Below are 20,477 nucleotides of genomic sequence, written 5' to 3'. Positions count from 1 at the left end.
CACCTCAATTTCATTCGTTCTGTTATTTAATTAAATACGTTTGTAATAAGGCATACATGATATTGTGTACACTCGTTCGTAACCCAATCGCCGTTCCCGATGGGTCCGCCTCATAGGCTGCCTTAATTCGTTTCACATTTTTAGGCGCACTCATCGTATCGAGCATTAAGTCATTACCTGATACAACGGCATCATCTGCATGCATAAAACCAAAGACGGCATCGCTGGAGACAACCCCTTCAAAGCCCCATTCATCGCGCAACACCTGATTGAGCAGTTCCGCGTTGCCACCGGTCCATTTACCATTGATTAAACTAAAACTCGACATTGTCCCTAATGTTTTACCCTCTTTGACGGCAATTTCAAACGGACGTAAATGCAGTTCGCGGATTGATTGCTCATTGGCCCATACATATAAACCAGAGCGCGCATTCGTTTCTTGGTCATTCATCGCAAAATGTTTCATAAAGACGATAATATCTTGTGCCTGTGCCCCTTTAATGACTGCTGCACCCATCTTGCCGGATAAGACTGGGTCTTCTGAGAAATATTCAAAGTTGCGTCCACCCATTGATGTCCGATGTAAATTGACTGCTGGCGCATACCAACCATGCACACCATAAACCTTCGCTTCTTTCCCAATCGCTGCACCCATAGCGTAGCCTAACTGATCATTCCAAGTCGCTGCCAACACATTTTCAGATGGGAACGAAGCCGCTTTGAATTTTTTAAAGAAGGAATTAAGTCCAGCCGGACCATCGAGTAACATCGCAGACGGTACACCTAAACGGTCAATCGCCTCCGTTTGGTAGGCACCATTAACAACATAATCGATTAATTCTTCTTTAGTAAACTGGTCTAAAAACTGCTCCCACTTCGGATCATCGTAAGCAAGTCCTTTTAAATCAGCTAATTTCAACTGATTGTCTTGTTCAAATTGTGGCATTGGTAACTTCGAATCGGTTGGTTTCTTCGCTAACTCATCAAGCACGAACTGCGGTGCCCGATGATTGTTCGCCTTATCTGACGGGTATGTTCCTTGCCAATCTGCCCGTGAAAGATAAGTTAAATCAGCCTCACTCGCTGCAAATTGATTTTTAATCGTTGTCCCTGTCACAGCATCGGTTTTAATCACCTTCGTTTTCGGCACCTTATACGTAAAGTCGAGTGTCGATTGATGGACGTTTTGCGCTAACTTCAGCTGATAGTCGCCCGCCTCGAGTACGTAAGCTTCTTCTTTGTTCGCATCATATGAGGCCATATCATTCGTACTGTACGATAAGGTAAGTGTTTGTTTTTCTCCAGGTTGGAGCAGTTTCGTCTTACCAAACGCACCTAACACAACGGCAGACTTTTCAAGTCCTCCGTTTGTATACGGCGCAGAATAGTAAAGCTGGACCACATCTTTCCCGGCCCGTTTTCCGGTATTGGTGACTGCGACCTCCACGGTGATTTTATCTGTAGTTAACTGTTTATCAACAATTTCCCAATCGAAATCGGTGTAACTTAAACCATGACCATAAGGGAACTGGACGGCTTTATGATAACCGACCTCATCGTCTTTGTAGTAGGTCTCATAATAACGATAGCCAATATAAATCCCCTCTTGATAGTTAACGTAGGACTGTTTTAAATTATTATATTTATAATCGCCGAAGTTTTCAGTCGCTGGTGCCGACTTAGCATCATAGGCATACGTATCGGTTAATCGTCCTGATGGATTGACTTTTCCAGCTAACACATCACCAAGGGCTGCTGTTCCATATGGCCCTGGCGTTCCAACCCATACAATCGATTTAATTTGTGGAAATTCCTCTAAATAACCTAATTCCAGCGCATTACCTGCATTGACAACCACGGTAACATTGTCAAAATTAGCAGCTACCGTCTGAATCAGTGCACGTTTGTTTTTGGTCAGTTGCAGTTGCTCTTGGCTCATATCACTGCTTTCAACACCTGAACTCGCCAATAATATGACAGCATTATCTGAATAAGCCTGCGCTTGTTTAATGACCTTCTCTTTCAAATAAGCAATTGCCGGCTCATCTTCATCGTTACCTGAAATCATCGATTTAACGACCTGCATCATGCCACTATCGTTTTGCGTCGCCTCGGCTTTTTTTACCTCAGGTAAAGCTTCGTAAAACTGACGCAGTTCTTGATTATAGCTCACATCGGCTTGCTTCAAACCATCAAACAAATTAACCGCTGCTGATGTGTCGATTCCACCTGAACCCCCACCACCATAACGGAAGTTAAAGGCCGCAGTTCCAAACACATTGACACGGGTATCTTTCAACGGTAAGTTATCCGCCTCGTTTTTCATCAAAACAATGCCTTCGGCCGCTATCTCGCGCGACACCTTATTGCCGAGGGCACGCGCTTTTTCGCCCGCGGGTGTCTCTGTATTGATCACCACGTTTTTGCCACTCATAATCGTGTACATATGCGCTGCTGTTGGGCCGATTTTTATCGCGACACCGACGACAACCAAGGCAACGGCTGACCAAATAATGAGCCGTCGTGGTCTGTTTTTTAGTTTACGATAAACCTTGGCCTCTTTTTTACGTTCGTTCCGCTCCGCTTTCGGCAATGCTTTAAGCACACGTTTATCATTCAAGCGTGCTCTTTTTTGGGCCCGTTTATCAGCCACTAACGCTTCCTTTTTCTGCGCCAATGGCAGTTGCTTAATCGCTAATCGTCGCGCTTGTCGTTCAGCTCTATCACGAGTGAGCTGCTCGCTCATTTTAATTTTTCGACTGCGACGTTTCGTTAATTTACCACTCATTTAATCCGCCCCCTTTAGTCTTTACACCTCCATTGTATGACAACGCTTTCATTTGTGTTGTGCTGTTATTGTGCAAAAAAAATAAAATATTGCTGTTTCTTGAGGATTCTCCTCTTTTTAACAGCAATATTTAGCAGTTTAATCCGACAGCTTATTTAATTCGAGGTACACAATCGTTAGTAACCCGAGATCGACCTCGAACGAATAAGCGCCATCGAGGTGCAAGTGTTCACTTTTGTGCGCTGGACGTCGTAACGCATTATAAGAGCAGACATCCTCTGCCGTTAAACTCACGCCAGCAGCTACTTGGAAAAGTTGTTTTTGTCTGTCACTTATTAACGGTGATAAGGTTTCGGTCGTTTGGTGATAGCACCCCTTTATTGCATTGATTGTAAGAGCATAGCTATGATGAAATGCTGCCGACTCCGTTAAGGTCGAGGCCTTTTTAAAGCCGGTGACTTCCCTCATATTGTTAAGGTCAGGATGACAGAACAACATCCGATAATTTTCATTTTTTTTCGTTACGATACACTGCTGATCTCGATAAACGACTGTCTCAAATAGCTTATTCAATAATGTATAGGTATGAGTATTCAGTTTGAACCGACCATCAGGATAAGCCAATGCCATTTTACGTGATAACTCACGTGGAAAATCTCGATACAACGGTTGACCATCCAATGAAACCGGCAAATAGTAAAGCTCATGTTGTTGCAGGTGATTGAAACAATACCAAATCATGTAGTTAGCCATTGTCAGTTCCGTCAGTTTTGCAAAATATGCATCATTATCGGCCGCTCGCAATTGTTGTAACACAAGCTGTTGGCCATGACTATTGCTCATTTCCGCTATCTTTTCAATAATTGAGCGTGCCGAAATTAACCGCAGCGCCGCCTCATAAGGCAAGTCTCTCACTGCTGAAAAATCATCGATGACTTTGATTGTCTTCTCCTTTGTAGTTTGTGGTTCCTCCTGTCCTGGAAAACGCGGAAAATGAAGCAACACCTCACCAATCGGTTTAAAATAACGAACACTATCGACCAACGCCTGAATTAAAGCGCTACTATCGGCTTGTTCATTGAAACAACGAAACTCAAACACCCATTGCGCTGTCAAAGGATGCACCCGTTGCAAATGATAAGCAAACTGTTCCATCATCGTTGCAAAAGTCAGCTTCACTTTGGCAGATTGATAGCTTTGCCAATCGGACACCTGCCATTGGAAATACGGGATAAAACCAGCCGCACAAAGCTGACGTAAGCGTTGATCGATCCGTTGATAATCAATCGTGATGTCATCGACAAAAATAAAGTTATCCACAATGTTGTCAACAGCCACATACCGGATTCCACTCCGATGTAATTGTGTGACAATTGAGGCATTCAACTCGAGTACATCAAGTTTCACAAAAAAACGTTGCTTACTCAAAATTTTCTGTTCGTTCGTCACAGTCAGACGTTTCACATGCTTATCCACAGGCAGTTGCTTGACCAAATCACCCTCATTACTTGTTAAATAACCTCTTAACCGTTGTTCTACAAAGCGGGGGATTTCGGCTGCTGATTCTTTGGCTAAGGCTAGCTTTCGATTGCGAAAAGCTAACGGACTAATACCGTTACGCTCTCTGAACAAATCACTGAAGGCGCGCGCCGTTGAAAAACCAACCGCTTGAGCAATGCCGTTAATCGACATGGTGGTTGCTTCTAACAACCGAATCCCCTTCAACAGTCTTATTTCTCTAATATAGTTGCCGATTGTAAGACCTCGTTCTGCTTTAAAACGATGGGCCAAATAAAATTTACTCATATAAAACTGATCGGCTAATGACTGCAGACTAATTTTCTCGGTGTAATGACGGTGCAGATAGTCGACGATAGCGTCATTTCGCACCGAATGGCTTGGCGACTGCTGCTCATCTGTTAATTTTGTGCTGTACGGTAAACTTCTCACTAAAACACCAAGTAACAGTCTAATGTAACCTTCTATCACATAACGATACCCTTTCGCGCGCTCTGCTTGTTCCAGATAAAGACGGGCCAGCAGCTTCGTCAGTTGGTGATGCACATCCGGATAATAGCGAGGGGATAACGGCTGTGTCAATTGAAAAAAGCCGCTGAACGGTTCCAACTGAACGGTATCAACTTCAAGTGATAGCACGCTATTGTCTGCACTCGCTTCAACACTCACCATTTCACCGCGATTCACGAGCGCTATTTCACCGGTTTCAACGGCTGTCAGCCGCCCCTGTGTCACCAATTCGAGGCGACCTACCACAACAAACAGCAGTTTTAAGTCATTATTAAGTTGTAAATCAGTCGATGCCAGTGTTTCTAACGACAGACGCGTCGTTGTCACAAGCAATTCTTTATTTAAGTTCACAGGCTATCACCTCCTCAAAAAAACACTCTCCTTTTATTTTATGATAGTTCGAGCTGAAAAGACAGCTTTAGCGCTTGTTTATCCACATGTGGATAACTTGAACTAGGCTGCCTTGTCAACAGATGGGGATAAGGCTGTTAATAACTGCTTACCGAGTTGATTTTTTTATATTATCGATTAGATATGCTATTCTTTTAGTAGACGTATCACATCACTCTCACAGTTAGGATGAATGCCAATGACGAGACATAATGAGACCTTTCTTACAAATGCCGGTTGGGATGAAGCCGCGATATTAGTCTATCGGACAGCGACCGAACAGCAACCAACAGACACAACCCTCGCGGACTCCCTTTTTTTAATCGGTTCGCCCCTTTACGAAAAAATGTTTGATGCCTTGCACCTGTCAGCCACCTCGAAGTTGACGCTTTTAATACATCAATTAGAGGCAACGATTGATCAACACCAGTTTTTGCAGCTGACTGGGCCGTATCGTATTGATCCGGAACTGCCGCCGCATGCGCTTTTTTTTAGTAAATTACGACGCAGTGTGCAACTCGCCTTTCCGACGGCTGAGGGTCTCGGCACAAGTCCGCTCGGTCGTAAGCTCCATTTATTTCGCAGTTATATCGATTTGCATAATATGACCTACATTCGCACACACTATGATGGAAAAACGGATTATGAAAAATTACAACACTATCTCATAGCTTTTAAACTGACTTGTGATTACACAACCGGTGCTAATTTTCATAATCGGGCAGCGACTGGCTTTCGTTTCCCCGCCAACATGAAGCTCCAAATCCCCCAAAAAAACACGGCACCACGGCCGTATAACAATGCCCGGATGGCTGAATTCATCGTTGAGATTGCGACCGGCCGTTTTGTGAGTGAATGGAATTGTTACACGCGCTTGGCGAACGGGCACTATCAATCGGATCCAACTGCATACGAGTTAACCAATTGTCGCGATATCGCCAACACCGCCTCCTTTAATTACGGTGTGTCGCACGGACAAAATCATGACGTTTCAAAAAATGATCAGAGTCACCAATGGCTCGATGTGCAACATCCAGCTGATCCGTTATTACGTAAACAAGCGACACGGCTGTGGAAAAGCGAAGGTGATTTTAATAAAACGGGCAACTATGCGGACTTAGTCAAACGCGGGCCGCGAGATGTGAGCGCTTGGCACACGATTCCAGTCGCACAACAGGACGACATGTACCAGGCCTTCGTTGCCTTTTGCCGCAACAAGCGACGCAACAAAGGCTTCCACCGCTTTTACCGTCAACTGCCACACTCCCAAAAAAGACGCACACTTACTTTGGTGCTATATGTCATCAGTATCTGCTTACTGTTACTAATCCTGTGGTTATTCTCACAGCTCATCAGCCTCTAAAACAACAACCATCTGTCAGCTTCTTCGCGGCAGATGGTTTTTTTGACAAAAAAACACTTCCCAATTGCTTGGAAAGTGTTTGAAACGGCAATATGTAACTATTAACGTTTTGAGAATTCTATACTTAAAAACAAAGGATACTCAGTACCTATGAGCCCTTTTATTCCAATACATAAGAAATATAAAATGGTTTATTAAATGATAGAAATCCATTGTTTTGGATAAAATTAACACCAATTAACACCATAAAATAGACTAGTCATTCTTTAAAATATTACTCTTATGATAATATCGAAATATAAGTATCAAGTCTGTCTTCAATAATTTCAAATTGAGAAGATACTATATCTTCTTTTCGGATTAAATATCTAAAAGGAAACATAGATGCATGATTGTTAATTTGTTCAACAGTTAATGAATCACCCACGTAATTTTGAATAACTACAAGTACCAGGAGATTTAGTTGAAACTCATTACTAATCTCTAATAAGTTCTCCTTAAAAACATAATGATTCTTACTACTTCCTTCTGATAATATCTCCCAACTCTTCAAACCATTTAAAACAGCATTGACTCCCTTATAAACTGACTCTGCACTTCCATAGGAATTTCTCATTTCAGATAAAATAACACTAGATTTAAAAGTATCAGACATTTTTAAGTATTTCCCAATAAATGTTGTCGTTTCACTAAAGAATGGAAATGCTAAAGAAGTCATCAAATATTGATAGATAATCTTATCATTTTTATCTGACGCATTATATTTGGCTAATACTTCTTTTTGAAAAGTGGAAGGTTCCTTTTTACCACCTGACCATACTCTAGTCAAATTATTTATTATCTTTCGGCGACCTTCCTTACCTTTAAACTCTTTGGCTAAAACATCATCTAATATTTCAAATGTATCAGTTATCGAATACTTAACTAAAAGCTTAGCTGTTAAATCTAAGTGGTCAAATCTCAATGGGCGAAATAAACCGACTGTTTTCCTCATTCTATTCATTCCTTACCTTGTTACTTTAACAAATGGTACAAATACTTCTTCAATGCTTGTCCCACCATGCCCAACAATTTTATCATTTTTAGTGATAAATGCATAATTTTCTTTCGCAATTAAAGGATAATAATTCCGCGGTAAAAACTGGCTATCCCAATTCTCGCTTACTTCAAAATAATCTTCTCTAGTTCTATTTCGTATACTTTTATCATCATATACTCTGACTCTTTCTCCCTTTGAATTCGCTAACACACCTTGGTTAATCCTTCCAACACCATGGGATTCTATATTTCCATGATCTGAAGTCATATATACTTCAAAATCATTCTCAATCAAATCTTTTAAAAATGATAGTAAGAAGCCTCTATTCAACCAATAATTTAATTCAGAATGAACGGACCATAAACCTTGTTGAGCAGCATGCATAAATCTGTCTATACTATCTATCACACAACCAACAATTTTTTTATTTCTTAGTAAATGCTGTAAATCCATTTCTAAATAATTATCACTTCCTAGAGCCCTTTGATAAAAAACATCAGACTTGTCAAATCCTTTATCTATCCAAAAACTTTTCCATTGTATTTCTTCATAATTTGTTGTATTAATAGTATCACTAAAATTCAACGGTGGTTTTCCAGAAAAAATAGATTGTCTTGATACTGAAGTTATCGAAGGTACCCATGCTAAAGTTGGAGTAACTTCTGTTTTAAATTGATTATCTGCAAGATAGTCTTTTATTATATTCCACTGAGTAAAACTCATTCCATCCATTACAATTAATGCTTTTTTTTGACTATAATCACTATGATTCATAAAATCGGGAATTTGATGAACCATTTTGGGTTTAGGGTACGATGGTAAGGAGACTGTTTGATCAAAATTTTGAATTAACCACTTCTGAAATTTTGAATTAACATTATTAATACTTGAAATTTGCTTTTCATTTAAGGTATTATCCCCACTTCTCCATTGACCAATAATCATAGCTGCTAATCCAAATGTTTTTATATCATTTGTTACAGGCAACACATACTCTTTCATATCTTCATGTTTGTTTTTTTTAGATAACAATATCTTAGTTTCTTCGTAATTTAAAGTTTTATATTGAAAGGAATCAATGTCAATTAATTCAGGTAGTCCGATTTTACACTCTTTAATTGCTGTGTAATCCAAAAATGCTATTAAATCTTTTAAATTAATTTGTATCTGAAAAGCCTCAGCATAGACATCATAAGGTATATCAGAATAGTTCACAGTCCGAATTATCAAAGTATTAGTTCTTTCATATTTATAGGTAGCCTCATAAGTATGCCGAAAAACAATTGGGTCAAGAAAATCAACATAGTCAATATCATTCCTACTAAACATGTCTATTACACTTGAATCATCTAGGATTCCATCCGAATCCTTTACGAGATAAAAGTCTCCTGTTCTAGGGAACATGTTTTTTATTTTCTCTACCCAATCCATCATACAACCTCCTAAATATCTAATCTCATTAATGCGTGAGTATGGAACATTAACAACTTATCATCTTCTTGAATAATTTTTTCTGGTAAATATTCTGCTACGTCTACAATTTTTTGATAATCTTTTTCGCTCCAAGCTTTTTTAAATCCTGCTCGAATAGCTTCAGAACGGAAGAGTTTTAATTTCTTCTTAGTTCCACTAACTTCTTCTACGTAATGATTAAATTCTCTTAACAAACTCTTTTCTCTTAATTTTTCTAAATCGGCTTGTTTGTTTGGATCAGGAACATACCATCTATTTTTAGCCTTACTCTTCATCTTATCATCTTGATTTTCTAGACCACGCATATCATGATAATTTTTTCGTAAATAAGCAGCAATTTGATCTGGCACAACATCTTCACTATCATATAACAAGAAGTTTTCTGCCAAAAGATTATCTAGTTCAGGGAGCTCCTCATGTTTTGCAATATATTGAATTTCTTTCATAAATTGAGGATGAATATCCTGTCTACTTTGTGGTTTCTTCATCAATTGTTGACGTAACCATTCGATTGCACTACCTTCATCTGAGACGAATAATGACTGTTGCGAAAATTCTTTCGCTAAAATTCTCTTCTTATCATACTCAGCTACTTGAGACTCTAAAAAGACCATTCCATCTCTCATAACATATTTTTGAGCGACTTTCTCCTGAAACTCAGCAGAAGAGATTGGAACTGCCATACCCGATTGAACGTGATATGCAATCATTCTATCAAATAATATTCTAGGCGTTCTCTCCGTAACAATAGTTGCTTCTCCACGTTCCCCATCAAATACAGGTAGCTTTAAAAGATGTTGATCTATAAATAGCCAAGCTGAAGTTTCACTCCCATTAGCTTCTTTAATTTTCGATATGTTTGATTCTAAAGGTTTATATGCTGAGATAACTAAATCTTGTTTAACAGCTGTTGTAGTCGTAACTGCTTTAAAACTCCCCTGTTGCTTATCCAAAGCTGAAACATTAGCTATAATAAATCCTGATTTCTGCATAGCGTCTTGTATTGCATTCCAGACACTTGCTTTAGAATTACTAAATTCGACAGTAATCCATTTATTAGGTTTTAATATTCTATAATACTCTGAAAATGTAGCTGTTAATAATCTTAAATATTCATCCACCGCTTTGTTTTGTTTTTTACTAATTATCGTTTCTTTATCTGTATTAGTTTGTATTTTTAACCATGTTTCCCACATAAAACTAAGTTCTGAATACATTAAATTAGCTCCAAAGGGAGGATCTGTAAAAATATAATCAATACTATTGTCATTTAGATTAATTTTTGTTGAGGACTGTGTTGAAATCATTGTATTTCTATTTTTTATAATAAAAGCTTTTTCAAATTTCTTTAGTTTATTTCTATAAGCATCAATTACATTAGACTCACTTACAAGGGATCCTATGTACATAGTCCCACTCATTGGATTATATGGAAATGATACTCCGGGTCTAAATCTATTCAATTTTGATATATTAATTAATTGGCTAGTAAATAATAATAATAAAAAGTCTTTATTATTGGAATTATTTATCTTTTCTCTAAAATCTGATAGTATGATTTGAGATTTTTTAAAATATAATTGATTCACATTAGTTATTCCTAGCCTCCTAACTCTGGGTATCTCATCTCCATTAGGGATTTCATTTGTAGGCAACCAATTTGTAATTTCTTCTGAATCAATTTTTTTGAATAGTTCAATATCCTTTTTTGTCGCTCTTTCTAGTATTTTTTTTCCATTATAATTTGTATAATTCACCAAGACTATTACCCTTTTAGCTTCATTAACAATTTTATCAATAGTTGGATCATGTTTCTTTTCAAATGCACGATTTAATTTATTCTTGGTTAGTCTTGCTTTACAATTAGGACACGCAAATTCTTTCTGTACTTTCCCATCATCATCACTAGCTGCATCAAAAAATACTATTTCTTCACTACAACTTGAGCATACAAACACATCACTCCATACCCAATAATTTACTTTAAACTCCCTTTCTTCTCTGTGAGTTATAAAGAAATTTTTGTATTTTTCTTCCAAATTATTTAATATAGTATTGGCTTCTTTCAAAAAAGATTCAATATCAATAGGTTTATTCAAACAACTAGAAATAAATGTCGCTTGTGGCGATAAGTCTTGCAATAATACATTTCTTTCGCCCATATTTCCTACCACTACTCCAGAACTATCGACCACTCGCTTATCTTTTAAATCATATCCAAGTTCTCTCACTTTAGATTCTATATTTAAATAACTAGATGCAACACCAGTCATACCCGTCCCAGAAAATCCATCAAATATAAAATCTCCTGGCATAGTATAGTGCAGCAAATATCTCATTATTGCTTTTGGAGGAACTTTTGTATGATACGTATGAACGTTATAAATGGGTTCGTTTTTCCCTTCGCTAACATCTGCAGTATACGGTTTTAACTCGGTATAGGCTTCATCAATTTGTTTATTATTAGAAACAAATTCATTCATCCATGGATTTGGACAAGCTGTATAATACGGTGGATCAGATAACTCAATAATATCTTCATCTTCACCAATAGGAAATCCCTCAATACTTCTTAAGTCTGGTAACTTTTTTCGCAACTCATTTCTGAAATATTCTCTTCTCTCATTATCACTCTCAAATGTCATTCCCAAACATTCGACAGGTCTATTTTCTTCTTCAAACAACGAATCTTGATCCATAAAATCATCATCCTTTATACATTATTCTTACTTTATCTTTATCTTTGCCATCAATAGCCGTCTCTATCAATTCACGAATTCTACCTTCTAATTCATTAACACTCATAGGACTACCATTTCCAAGCATTTTTATAATATCTTCTTGAGATAGCTCTACTTTTTCAAATCCATCAAAAAGGTTTTTTATCATATCTATATATTTCTGATCCAATGGTAATGGAAGTTCTTTGCTAGATATTAACAATTCAACGGATTTTTGCTCATCATTGGATAAAAGAGATAATCCCTCTTGGATAGAATCCTGTTTTAAATTATCTACTAAAATATTTAGCCAGTTATCATAAATATCAGTTAGCTCAGACATTGCATTCTCAACAATATTTCTTGAATCACGTCTATCTGCGCTCAATAAAAAATTACAATGTGGACAAGTCGGACTCGTTTCTAAATCAGTTTTCTTTAATTGATAACATGTTTTTGTTTTTTCCAGATTTTCTTGCCAAGTATTTAACTGCTCTCCTGGTAGTAAAGATATACTTGATTGTAGGCGTCGAAGCATATTTAATTGTGGGGAGCGTAATATTTCTTGTTTTTTATTATCTTCAGTCGCTGTTAATCTTGATTGTTCATGAATTATATAGTATTGCGTAATATACTCTTCCTTTAATTGACGTAATTCAGAAAGATTAGACATATATGATTGTCCATCAGAAATATTTGAACGTAGTTTAGATACAGTTTCATCAATAGTTTTAGACCAATCTGAATTTTGTCCATAACTATATTTTGCTTGATCAAGATAATTTACTAACTGACTTACTTCATCTACATTTTTTTTCAAAATATTTAATGATTCAACAAGTTCTTTATTTTGTTTTTGCTTTTCTATTTCAGAAATAGATACATTTAAATTTTTCATTTTAGGAATACTATTATAGCGTAGTAGTTGTTCGCAAAATAATTTAAACGACTCTAATTGATCTGCATATTCGCTTCTCGTATTGTTATCTAAAACATCTAAATTACCAACAAGATATCCTATTGATAGGTCACGTTTAACTTTTAACACTTCTTCAATAGAAGTATTAAGCTTAGAATTCATTCTGCGGATTGAACCTTCTAAAACTTCTTCATTATTATTTGGAGCTGATTCTCCAAATAAATGCAAAATTTCATTAATTTCTGTTAAAGGCAATCCTGATGGCTTTTTAATATATGAAAATCTTGTTAACTTATCCATAGATAATACTGCAAATTCTGAAAAATTCATTGCTGTATATGTTGTTCCATCTATATTCACTTCAATTTTCCCTGTACTTAACAAAGCTCCTAGTAAAACAACAACTAATTCAGGTTCCAAATCAAAGGATTTTGATAATCGACGATCTTCAACACCACGAACAGCGTTAATATTAAAAAATTCATCATTGTTTAATACTTTACCATTTCCTTTTATTTCTAATGTTTCAACTATCCAACGTGCATAAGCTGAATTTGTAACAGATTCACTAGTAATTGTCTTTTGATTACTTAGAAGAACTAAGCCTTCTAAAACTGACTCACCTTGAATACTGTTTCTACCATTTATTCTTTGTAATGCGTCAGAAGCAACACCTTTAATATTATTACTAGAAATAAATCCTGGTTTATAATTTCTAAAACTTGGGTATTCTGGATACTTCTCAGAAAAATGTTTTGCAAGAAATTCCTGTGCAGAAAAATTGACTAAAGACTTAACGTTATCCTCTTGAGGTAAGAACATTCCAAAATCATTTAAGTATCCTGTTTTTCCTTTATAAGTTATTTTAAATGCATTCACAAAGTGTTCTGTTAACCATTTATTTAGTTTTTTAAAATAACTATCTATTTTGTCTTTATATAACCTTTTTTGAGCTGAAGTAGTTTCATTATATAACTCGTTAGCTGCAGCATAATTCAATAAATTCATTTTAAAATTTTTATCTTCTAAACTAAGTTCAAAGAATACCTCATCTGATTTCAATTCATCTTTATATTGAACTTTTTCAAACGGTCTCAGCATATAGACATAAAAATCACGTTCTGGTTGAGCTGTAGATCTTTCGTTAGGTGACCCAAAGAAAAGGTATCCTCTTCTCATTACCCTTCTTTGTTCCCAAGGTAACTCATGTTGCCAAATACGATAGCCTGAAACGTAAGTGTTATCATCCAATGCAACAGCATTTTGTAGAATTTTATAATAGTAACTATCTAAAGTAGCATTTTCTATGATTTCTGTTCGCTCGCTAATTAAACTCTCAATATCAATATCTTTCTTTAAATCAAGGTAATATTGTCCATTCTCTTGGTTTACTGAAATATACTGATAGCTTACAGTTTCCATGATCGTTTTTATTGCAACAGACACACTTGTTTCTAAAAATGCTGACGGATCATCGTCCTCCAATAAAAAATCTAATTGTCCTGGAATTACAAGAAATAGATCATCTTTCAACGTTGATGCTGTTAATCCGACAGGACTATATATATCATCCATTGTTAGTCTATTCAACGCCAACCCGTTAATAACTTGAAGCGAAACATCTTTATACATCTGTCCTTTACGATCACTAGGAAATGATGAATTGACTTTATCTTTTAAAATAGCTGTTTTTTCTAAAACTTCTCGAACAGATGGGATAGTTTTATTAGATGGATCCTCTTCAATAAAAGACCAATAATTATCATATGCAACTACTCCTGTACTATCCACTGGTACATCGTGATCAATTATTTTCTGAATTTCCATAGTAATGATTTTTAATGCTACTCGTTTTTCAATATTGTGAACTTTCTCAAAAGCAGTTAAGTAACTTGGATGAATTGGATAAAGATCCACAAACTTATCCATATCTTCAGCTAGTCTACTGTATAATTTAGTGAAACTAGTTAGATGCTCCCTAACAAGAGCTTTTTGCTTCTCATCTTTCTTTAAAAGTCTTTCAGATATGACATATGAAATATCTTCTTTCACAATTCTTACTTGTTCAAAACGCTCTTTTACACGTCTCAAAGAATCCGCTACAAAACTAAATCTTGGGTTATCAAAAAGCATTTCTTGAATACCCGCAATAAATCGAAATCTTGTATTGTGTGCAATTTCGCCAATTTCTCGTAAAAATCCTAAATCTAAAGTTAACTCTTGCTCTTTTCTTCCTCTTAAATAATCTAGTAACTCATCAACTACTAGTAATAAACCTTTGTCAGGATATTTTTCATTAAAAATTGACATCATCTCTAGTAAAGAATTTTTATTACTAACAATTTGATCGGCATTAGGAAATTCGAAAGTAATTCCTAACTCCAATAATCCGAGTTCCAATTGTTGTGTTATTATTTCTCGTAATGACATTTCTGTACTTCCGATTTCAAATCGAATAACTTTAAATTCCCCTTCAATTTCCTGTGCTTTTTCAGCAACAGCTTCATTTTGAAGGCGCTGACTTGAATCACTATACTCAGCAATTGTAGAGATAACACTCATTAGATGAGATTTACCACTTCCGTAATTACCTACAATCATCAATCCTTTATTATCTGTGGGTTTGGAAAATTGCAACTGATTAATGATAGTATTATTAATTGTATCAGCCATTCTATCGGATATAACAAAGGTATCTAATAAGTGAAGAGCTCTATCTTTATTGTTTGCATCTGTTAATTGGATGACTGAATCTATTGGTTCAAAATTAACTAAATCTCTATATTTCATTCTTCATTCTCCTAATTGATAATCATTTCATTTTTATTTATCTGTGCTTCCTGATATTCAATATGTTCTGGGACCGCATAAACTAATCTATTATTTTCATAAGAATAACGCCAAATAACAATAATGGTTTTATAACGACTCAGTTCTCTAAATAATTCTATTGGTTTAACTTTTAATATTGGACTAAATAATATCTCAAAATTATCAATAACAATAACCTTTTGAGGATTATTTCTAATAACTTCAGTGATAATTTGCTGTGTTTTTATAGCTTGTAATTTAGAAGGTATATCTAATAATTGCTCTGATACGATTACATTGATATTAAGTATAGACGAATCTATTTCTTCAAAAAGGTGTTTAATCTCGGTATTATTATTCCATAACAAAACCATGAATCGATTATAATCTAAATTCTTTTCTTCTATTTTTTCTTCAAGCATCTTTACTAACCATTCAATATCTTCCATCCAGCCACCACCTATAAGATTTACTTTTTAAACCACATGTACTTATTATAACATCTATAACGACTAATATAGTTTATTTTTTGAATGTTACCTTCTTAAAGCAATTCAAATTTTTCTGAGTAATAATTTAGATGAAAGCATTCTAATCTATATATCCAGTATAATTTTCATCTAATTCCTATGTTGTCTAATGAGCTTAATAATAATTCATTATCATAATGTAACTTTTCTACTTGCTCTCTAAGTGTAATTCCAAATATATATATCTAAACTGTGCTGCTTCTGAAATGATACTATTATCTTTTGAGATTTCTATTTCAAGTTTTTCTAACTGATACTTCTCATATGAATAAATTGAAGATGAAATACTTTTTATTTTATCCTCTGTAAACGTAAAATCTTTATATTTATCACTCAGTTTTTCTTTTTCTTTCTTAATATCCAAATCAAAAATAAAGGAATTACTTAACTCGGATTTTATCTTGAAGAATTTTTCAAATAATTCCTTTTCCTTTAAACTACTAATAATTCGATCTATTACTTCTGGATAAGTATTTTGCCATTTAATAAAAAAGTGATCAATATTAAAATATCGCTCTATTTCAACATCTTTAGCTTTATTATGTGTAATTACTAAATTTTCTTTTTGTTCATTGAAGTCCTTCAAAAGAATATCTGAATTTTGTAAAATGGATAGGCTACACTAAGTTAGACAGAATAAATGAGGGCTTGTAAACTAAGACTACTAATAAAAAGGAGTGTGCTACTATGCCACGTCAACGTCGAACATTTACGCCTGAATTTAAACTGCAAATGGTGAAGCTTTATGAAAATGGAAAGTCACGTGCTGATATTGCTCGTGAATATGATTTAACCCCTTCGGGATTAGATAAATGGATTAAAAATCATCAAGCTACTGGCTCGTTCGCAGCTAAAGATAATCGAACAGAAGATGAAATAGAACTAGATAAATTACGTAAAGAAAATCAGCGGTTACTAATGGAGAATGATATTTTAAAGCAAGCGGCGCTGATCATGGGACGAAAATAAATGTGATTCGTAATAACGCTCACCTTTATTCGGTATCAGCAATGTGTGCCGTCCTCGAGATTAAAAGGAGCACCTATTATTATCATATAAATTTAGATGCCACTTCGCAGCGAAAAACAGAGGACATCGCATTTTCAAAAGAAATTGAACGGATTTTCAAAGAAAGCCGTAATAATTAGGGTACGCGTAAAATCAAAAGAGAATTATTAAAGTTAGCTGAACCTAAACATGTATCAAGACGCCGAATTAGCCGCATAATGCATTCGTTAGGTTTAGTTTCAAACTACACTGTGGCTCAATTTAAACCGCAAAAATCACGTTCGAATGAGGCACTTATAAGAAACGAGTTAAAACGTGCGTTCATTCAAGAAAAAGAATTAGCTGTCGTTGTAAGTGATTTAACATACGTTCGTGTCGGTGGAAAGTGGCATTATGTATGTTTATTTGTAGACCTTTTCAATCGTGAAATTATTGGACATAGTGTAGGAGAAAACAAGACTGCAAGTCTTGTCTATGAAGCATTAGCAAGCATTTCTGCAAATTTAAATGACATACAGCTGTTTCACACGGATCGAGGGAAAGAATTTGATAATCGGTTGATTGATGAAGCGCTTGAAACATTTAATATTCAACGTTCACTAAGTATGAAGGGTTGTCCTAACGATAACGCTGTAGCGGAAGCAACATTCAAAGTGTTTAAAACAGAATTCGCAAACCAAGCTCACTTTTCCAATCTTAATCAGCTGGAACTTGAATTAAATGATTACGTTCATTGGTTTAATAACATCCGTATTCATGGAACATTGGGTTATTTAACGCCTACCGAATTTAAATTACAGCCCTTATAATTTTTGTTCAATTTACTGTTGCCATTCCAGATATTGTAGAAAAAAATTATGATTACATGTTATTTGCTTCGTTTAGACTTTTAGCTTTTACTGGGTTAAGAAAAAGTGAGTTACACGCACTTAGATGGTCTGACATAATAGAAAATCAATCTATCATTGTTAATAAAAGCCTAACCACTATTAAACGGATTCAGTATATTGCAGACACTAAAAGCAAATCATCAAATCGAATAATTGATATCGACCAAAAAACTATGGATATATTAAATAAATGGAAACTGATACAACAAGCAAGATATGCAAAAGTGAATGATAATCATTTAATATTCACAAGGGATATTCCTCTTAAAGGAGTAAAAGATGTAGCTTTTGATGCTGACTATTTAAATAGAGCGTTACGCAAAATTACTACCGACCACCAATTGGATAAAATCACTATTCATGGATTTAGGCATACCCACGCAAGTTTACTATTTGAAAGTGGAGCGACCATTAAAGAAGTTCAAGACCGTTTAGGACATGCTAACTCAGAAATTACGTTACAAATCTACACGCATGTATCCACTGACCAAAAAAGAAAAACGGCTTCAGCTTTATCTGAGTATATTGATAGCGATTAAAAGTATAGGAACCCCCTATACTTTTTTATTTTGACAAAATTTCTCATTGGTTGACTAAACTAAATAAATTATCTAAACGTAAAAAAGAATTATGGCTTTATAATTTCTTTCACAACCTAATTAAATAACACCGTTAAATCAACGTTTGCAAGAAACAAATTTCTCTTTCCAACTAAAAAACACTTCCCAATTGCTTGGAAAGTGTTTGAAACGGCAATATGTAACTATTAACGTTTTGAGAATTGAGGAGCACGACGTGCACCTTTAAGACCTGGTTTTTTACGTTCTTTCATACGAGGGTCACGAGTTAAGAGACCAGCTTGTTTAAGAGTTGAACGGTATTCAGGATCTACTTGTAATAACGCACGAGCAACACCGTGACGGATAGCTCCTGCTTGACCAGTATAACCACCACCATCAACGTTTACGAAAACGTTGTAGTTACCTACAGTTTCAGTAAGTGTTAACGGTTGTTTGATAACTGAACGTAAAACTTCGAATGGGATGTAGTTTTCTACATCACGGCCATTGATTGTAATTGTACCATCGCCAGGAACTAAACGAACACGGGCAACAGAGCTTTTACGACGACCAGTTCCATAATATTGTACTTGTGTCATATTATTTTTCTCCTCCTATTATCCGCGTACTTTGTATTCAACTGGTGATTGAGCAGCATGTGGATGCTCTGTACCAGCGTACACGTTCAATTTTGTAAATTGTTTACGGCCTAAAGTGTTTTTTGGTAACATACCTTTGATAGATAATTCTAACAAACGTTCTGGTTTAGTAGCACGAAGCTCACCAGCTGAGATAGATTTTAATCCACCAGCGTAACCAGAGTGACGGTGGTAGATTTTACCATCGGCTTTGTTACCTGTTAAAGCGATTTTTTCAGCATTGATAATGATGACGAAGTCACCTGTATCAGTGTGGGGTGTGAATGTTGGTTTGTGTTTTCCGCGTAAGATAGCAGCGACTTCACTTGATAAACGACCAAGTGGAACATCAGTTGCATCTACGACATGCCAGTCGCGTTGGACTTCGCCAGTTTTTGCCATATATGTTGTGCGCATTTGTTTTGCCTCCTATTAATTAATCATTCTTTTTTATAAAAATTCTGTCATTGTTTGTATAAGCATAATAAGTTTCCGGGGCTTATCATGGGGTAAACAATACCACAATCAATAATACATGCTTTCACAAATTAAGTCAAGAGTCACATTCTTAATTCTTTTCTTTATAGCTAACTTCCCATAAATAAAGCCCTTGTGGTGGGGCTGTACGACAGTTTAATGCTGTCCGATCTTTTTTTTCTAAGGCAGCTTGTAGCTCCTGTGGTGTTAATTTTTGTTGGCCAACAGACAACAAGGCGCCGACTAAAATACGCACCATATTGTATAAAAAACCACTACCTTTAAATGAGAACTCCCAACCATCAACGTTTCGATTAATTGTAATTGCATAAAGTGTGCGTACCTTGCTGTCGCGCTCCGTCCGTGCCGAACAAAAACTCGTGAAATCATGTTCCCCTTCAAGTAAACGAGCCGCCTCATTCATGCGTGATTCATCGAGACTAAAAGGATAATGCAACGCGTAATGACGGGTAAATGGATCACGCTGCGCCGCTGTTTTCACAAAGTAACGGTATTCTTTCGCCGCAACATCGTAGCGTGCATGAAAATCATCAGCTACCTGCTCAACCGCGACAATCGCTATGTCATCCGCCGTTAAGGTTTCGAGTCCGCGCTGATAGCCTTCGAGCGGAATCGTAAGCTCAGAGTCCCAGTGTACCACCTGACCCTTAGCATGCACGCCCGTGTCTGTTCGACCAGAAGCATGGATTTTAACGGGCGTGCCCTTATGCATTTTTGTTAAGGCCTTTTGGAGTTCATCTTGCACTGTTCGACCAGTCGCCTGAATTTGATAGCCTAAAAACTGCGAACCATCATATTGAATAATTGCTTTATAACGCATCT

At 36.0% G+C, this 20,477-nt stretch carries 13 protein-coding genes and 1 pseudogene; 3 read left to right on the top strand and 11 right to left on the bottom strand.

Going from position 1 to position 20,477, the window contains the following annotated elements:
* Nucleotides 1–22: 22 nt before the first annotated feature.
* Together ACJYYY_RS00750 and ACJYYY_RS00745 are read right to left on the bottom strand one after the other, a co-directional pair.
* A complete protein-coding gene (locus ACJYYY_RS00750) occupies nt 23–2,788 on the bottom strand; it encodes a glycoside hydrolase family 3 protein (protein ID WP_051456844.1) in 2,766 nt (921 codons plus the stop codon).
* Between the two features lie 138 nt (nt 2,789–2,926).
* Complete coding sequence (locus tag ACJYYY_RS00745; RefSeq protein WP_408868991.1) at nt 2,927–5,167, bottom strand: helix-turn-helix transcriptional regulator; 2,241 nt, start codon at nt 5,165–5,167, stop codon at nt 2,927–2,929.
* A gap of 238 nt (nt 5,168–5,405) precedes the next feature.
* Here ACJYYY_RS00745 and ACJYYY_RS00740 point away from each other — a divergent pair, with 238 nt between their 5' ends.
* Entirely contained in the window at nt 5,406–6,569 is a 1,164-nt protein-coding gene (locus ACJYYY_RS00740; protein WP_051456841.1) for a DUF3114 domain-containing protein, read from the top strand.
* 280 nt (nt 6,570–6,849) lie between these two features.
* Here the strand turns inward: ACJYYY_RS00740 and ACJYYY_RS00735 are convergent, their stop codons facing one another.
* The 6 genes from ACJYYY_RS00735 to ACJYYY_RS00710 form a co-directional block, all read right to left on the bottom strand.
* Nucleotides 6,850–7,572, bottom strand: coding sequence for a hypothetical protein (locus ACJYYY_RS00735; protein ID WP_408868990.1), 723 nt, complete (start codon nt 7,570–7,572; stop codon nt 6,850–6,852).
* Nucleotides 7,573–7,575: 3 nt separating this feature from the next.
* Nucleotides 7,576–9,039: a BREX-3 system phosphatase PglZ gene (gene pglZ / locus ACJYYY_RS00730; protein ID WP_051456840.1), complete on the bottom strand. Its 1,464-nt coding sequence runs from the start codon at nt 9,037–9,039 to the stop codon at nt 7,576–7,578.
* Between the two features lie 11 nt (nt 9,040–9,050).
* On the bottom strand, nt 9,051–11,780 hold the full coding sequence (locus tag ACJYYY_RS00725) for a DNA methyltransferase (RefSeq protein WP_035313536.1): 2,730 nt from the start codon (nt 11,778–11,780) through the stop codon (nt 9,051–9,053).
* A 7-nt stretch (nt 11,781–11,787) separates the two neighbouring features.
* Entirely contained in the window at nt 11,788–15,510 is a 3,723-nt protein-coding gene (locus ACJYYY_RS00720; RefSeq protein ID WP_408868989.1) for a DUF6079 family protein, read from the bottom strand.
* Between the two features lie 11 nt (nt 15,511–15,521).
* Complete coding sequence (gene brxF, locus ACJYYY_RS00715; RefSeq protein WP_035313534.1) at nt 15,522–15,980, bottom strand: BREX-3 system P-loop-containing protein BrxF; 459 nt, start codon at nt 15,978–15,980, stop codon at nt 15,522–15,524.
* Between the two features lie 229 nt (nt 15,981–16,209).
* Nucleotides 16,210–16,647, bottom strand: coding sequence for a hypothetical protein (locus ACJYYY_RS00710; RefSeq protein WP_035313532.1), 438 nt, complete (start codon nt 16,645–16,647; stop codon nt 16,210–16,212).
* Between the two features lie 101 nt (nt 16,648–16,748).
* Here ACJYYY_RS00710 and ACJYYY_RS00705 point away from each other — a divergent pair.
* Together ACJYYY_RS00705 and ACJYYY_RS00700 are read left to right on the top strand one after the other, a co-directional pair.
* Nucleotides 16,749–17,878, top strand: a pseudogene (locus tag ACJYYY_RS00705) (IS3 family transposase).
* A 56-nt stretch (nt 17,879–17,934) separates the two neighbouring features.
* The gene (locus tag ACJYYY_RS00700; protein WP_051456871.1) at nt 17,935–18,498 is read left to right on the top strand and encodes a site-specific integrase; all 564 of its coding nucleotides are present in this window, start codon (nt 17,935–17,937) and stop codon (nt 18,496–18,498) included.
* A 227-nt stretch (nt 18,499–18,725) separates the two neighbouring features.
* Here the strand turns inward: ACJYYY_RS00700 and rpsI are convergent, their stop codons facing one another.
* The 3 genes from rpsI to truA all read right to left on the bottom strand — a co-directional run bounded on the left by rpsI (nt 18,726) and on the right by truA (nt 20,475).
* Nucleotides 18,726–19,118: a 30S ribosomal protein S9 gene (gene rpsI, locus ACJYYY_RS00695; RefSeq protein ID WP_029091508.1), complete on the bottom strand. Its 393-nt coding sequence runs from the start codon at nt 19,116–19,118 to the stop codon at nt 18,726–18,728.
* Nucleotides 19,119–19,136: 18 nt separating this feature from the next.
* Nucleotides 19,137–19,574, bottom strand: coding sequence for a 50S ribosomal protein L13 (gene rplM / locus ACJYYY_RS00690; protein ID WP_035313824.1), 438 nt, complete (start codon nt 19,572–19,574; stop codon nt 19,137–19,139).
* 151 nt (nt 19,575–19,725) lie between these two features.
* Nucleotides 19,726–20,475, bottom strand: coding sequence for a tRNA pseudouridine(38-40) synthase TruA (gene truA / locus ACJYYY_RS00685; protein ID WP_035313826.1), 750 nt, complete (start codon nt 20,473–20,475; stop codon nt 19,726–19,728).
* Nucleotides 20,476–20,477: the final 2 nt, after the last annotated feature.

This window comes from Brochothrix campestris, assembly GCF_046058945.1.
Taxonomy (GTDB): Bacteria; Bacillota; Bacilli; order Lactobacillales; family Listeriaceae; genus Brochothrix; species Brochothrix campestris.
This window is presented reverse-complemented; position numbering and strand designations above follow the sequence as displayed.

Bases quoted from the DNA above. Each gene is read 5' to 3' on its own strand.
- brxF (WP_035313534.1), bottom strand. From the start codon at position 15,980: ATGGAAGATATTGAATGGTTAGTAAAGATGCTTGAAGAAAAAATAGAA.
- ACJYYY_RS00735 (WP_408868990.1), bottom strand. From the start codon at position 7,572: ATGAATAGAATGAGGAAAACAGTCGGTTTATTTCGCCCATTGAGATTT.
- ACJYYY_RS00740 (WP_051456841.1), top strand. From the start codon at position 5,406: ATGACGAGACATAATGAGACCTTTCTTACAAATGCCGGTTGGGATGAA.
- ACJYYY_RS00725 (WP_035313536.1), bottom strand. From the start codon at position 11,780: ATGGATCAAGATTCGTTGTTTGAAGAAGAAAATAGACCTGTCGAATGT.
- truA (WP_035313826.1), bottom strand. From the start codon at position 20,475: ATGCGTTATAAAGCAATTATTCAATATGATGGTTCGCAGTTTTTAGGC.
- rpsI (WP_029091508.1), bottom strand. From the start codon at position 19,118: ATGACACAAGTACAATATTATGGAACTGGTCGTCGTAAAAGCTCTGTT.
- ACJYYY_RS00750 (WP_051456844.1), bottom strand. From the start codon at position 2,788: ATGAGTGGTAAATTAACGAAACGTCGCAGTCGAAAAATTAAAATGAGC.
- pglZ (WP_051456840.1), bottom strand. From the start codon at position 9,039: ATGGATTGGGTAGAGAAAATAAAAAACATGTTCCCTAGAACAGGAGAC.
- rplM (WP_035313824.1), bottom strand. From the start codon at position 19,574: ATGCGCACAACATATATGGCAAAAACTGGCGAAGTCCAACGCGACTGG.
- ACJYYY_RS00700 (WP_051456871.1), top strand. From the start codon at position 17,935: ATGTTATTTGCTTCGTTTAGACTTTTAGCTTTTACTGGGTTAAGAAAA.
- ACJYYY_RS00720 (WP_408868989.1), bottom strand. From the start codon at position 15,510: ATGAAATATAGAGATTTAGTTAATTTTGAACCAATAGATTCAGTCATC.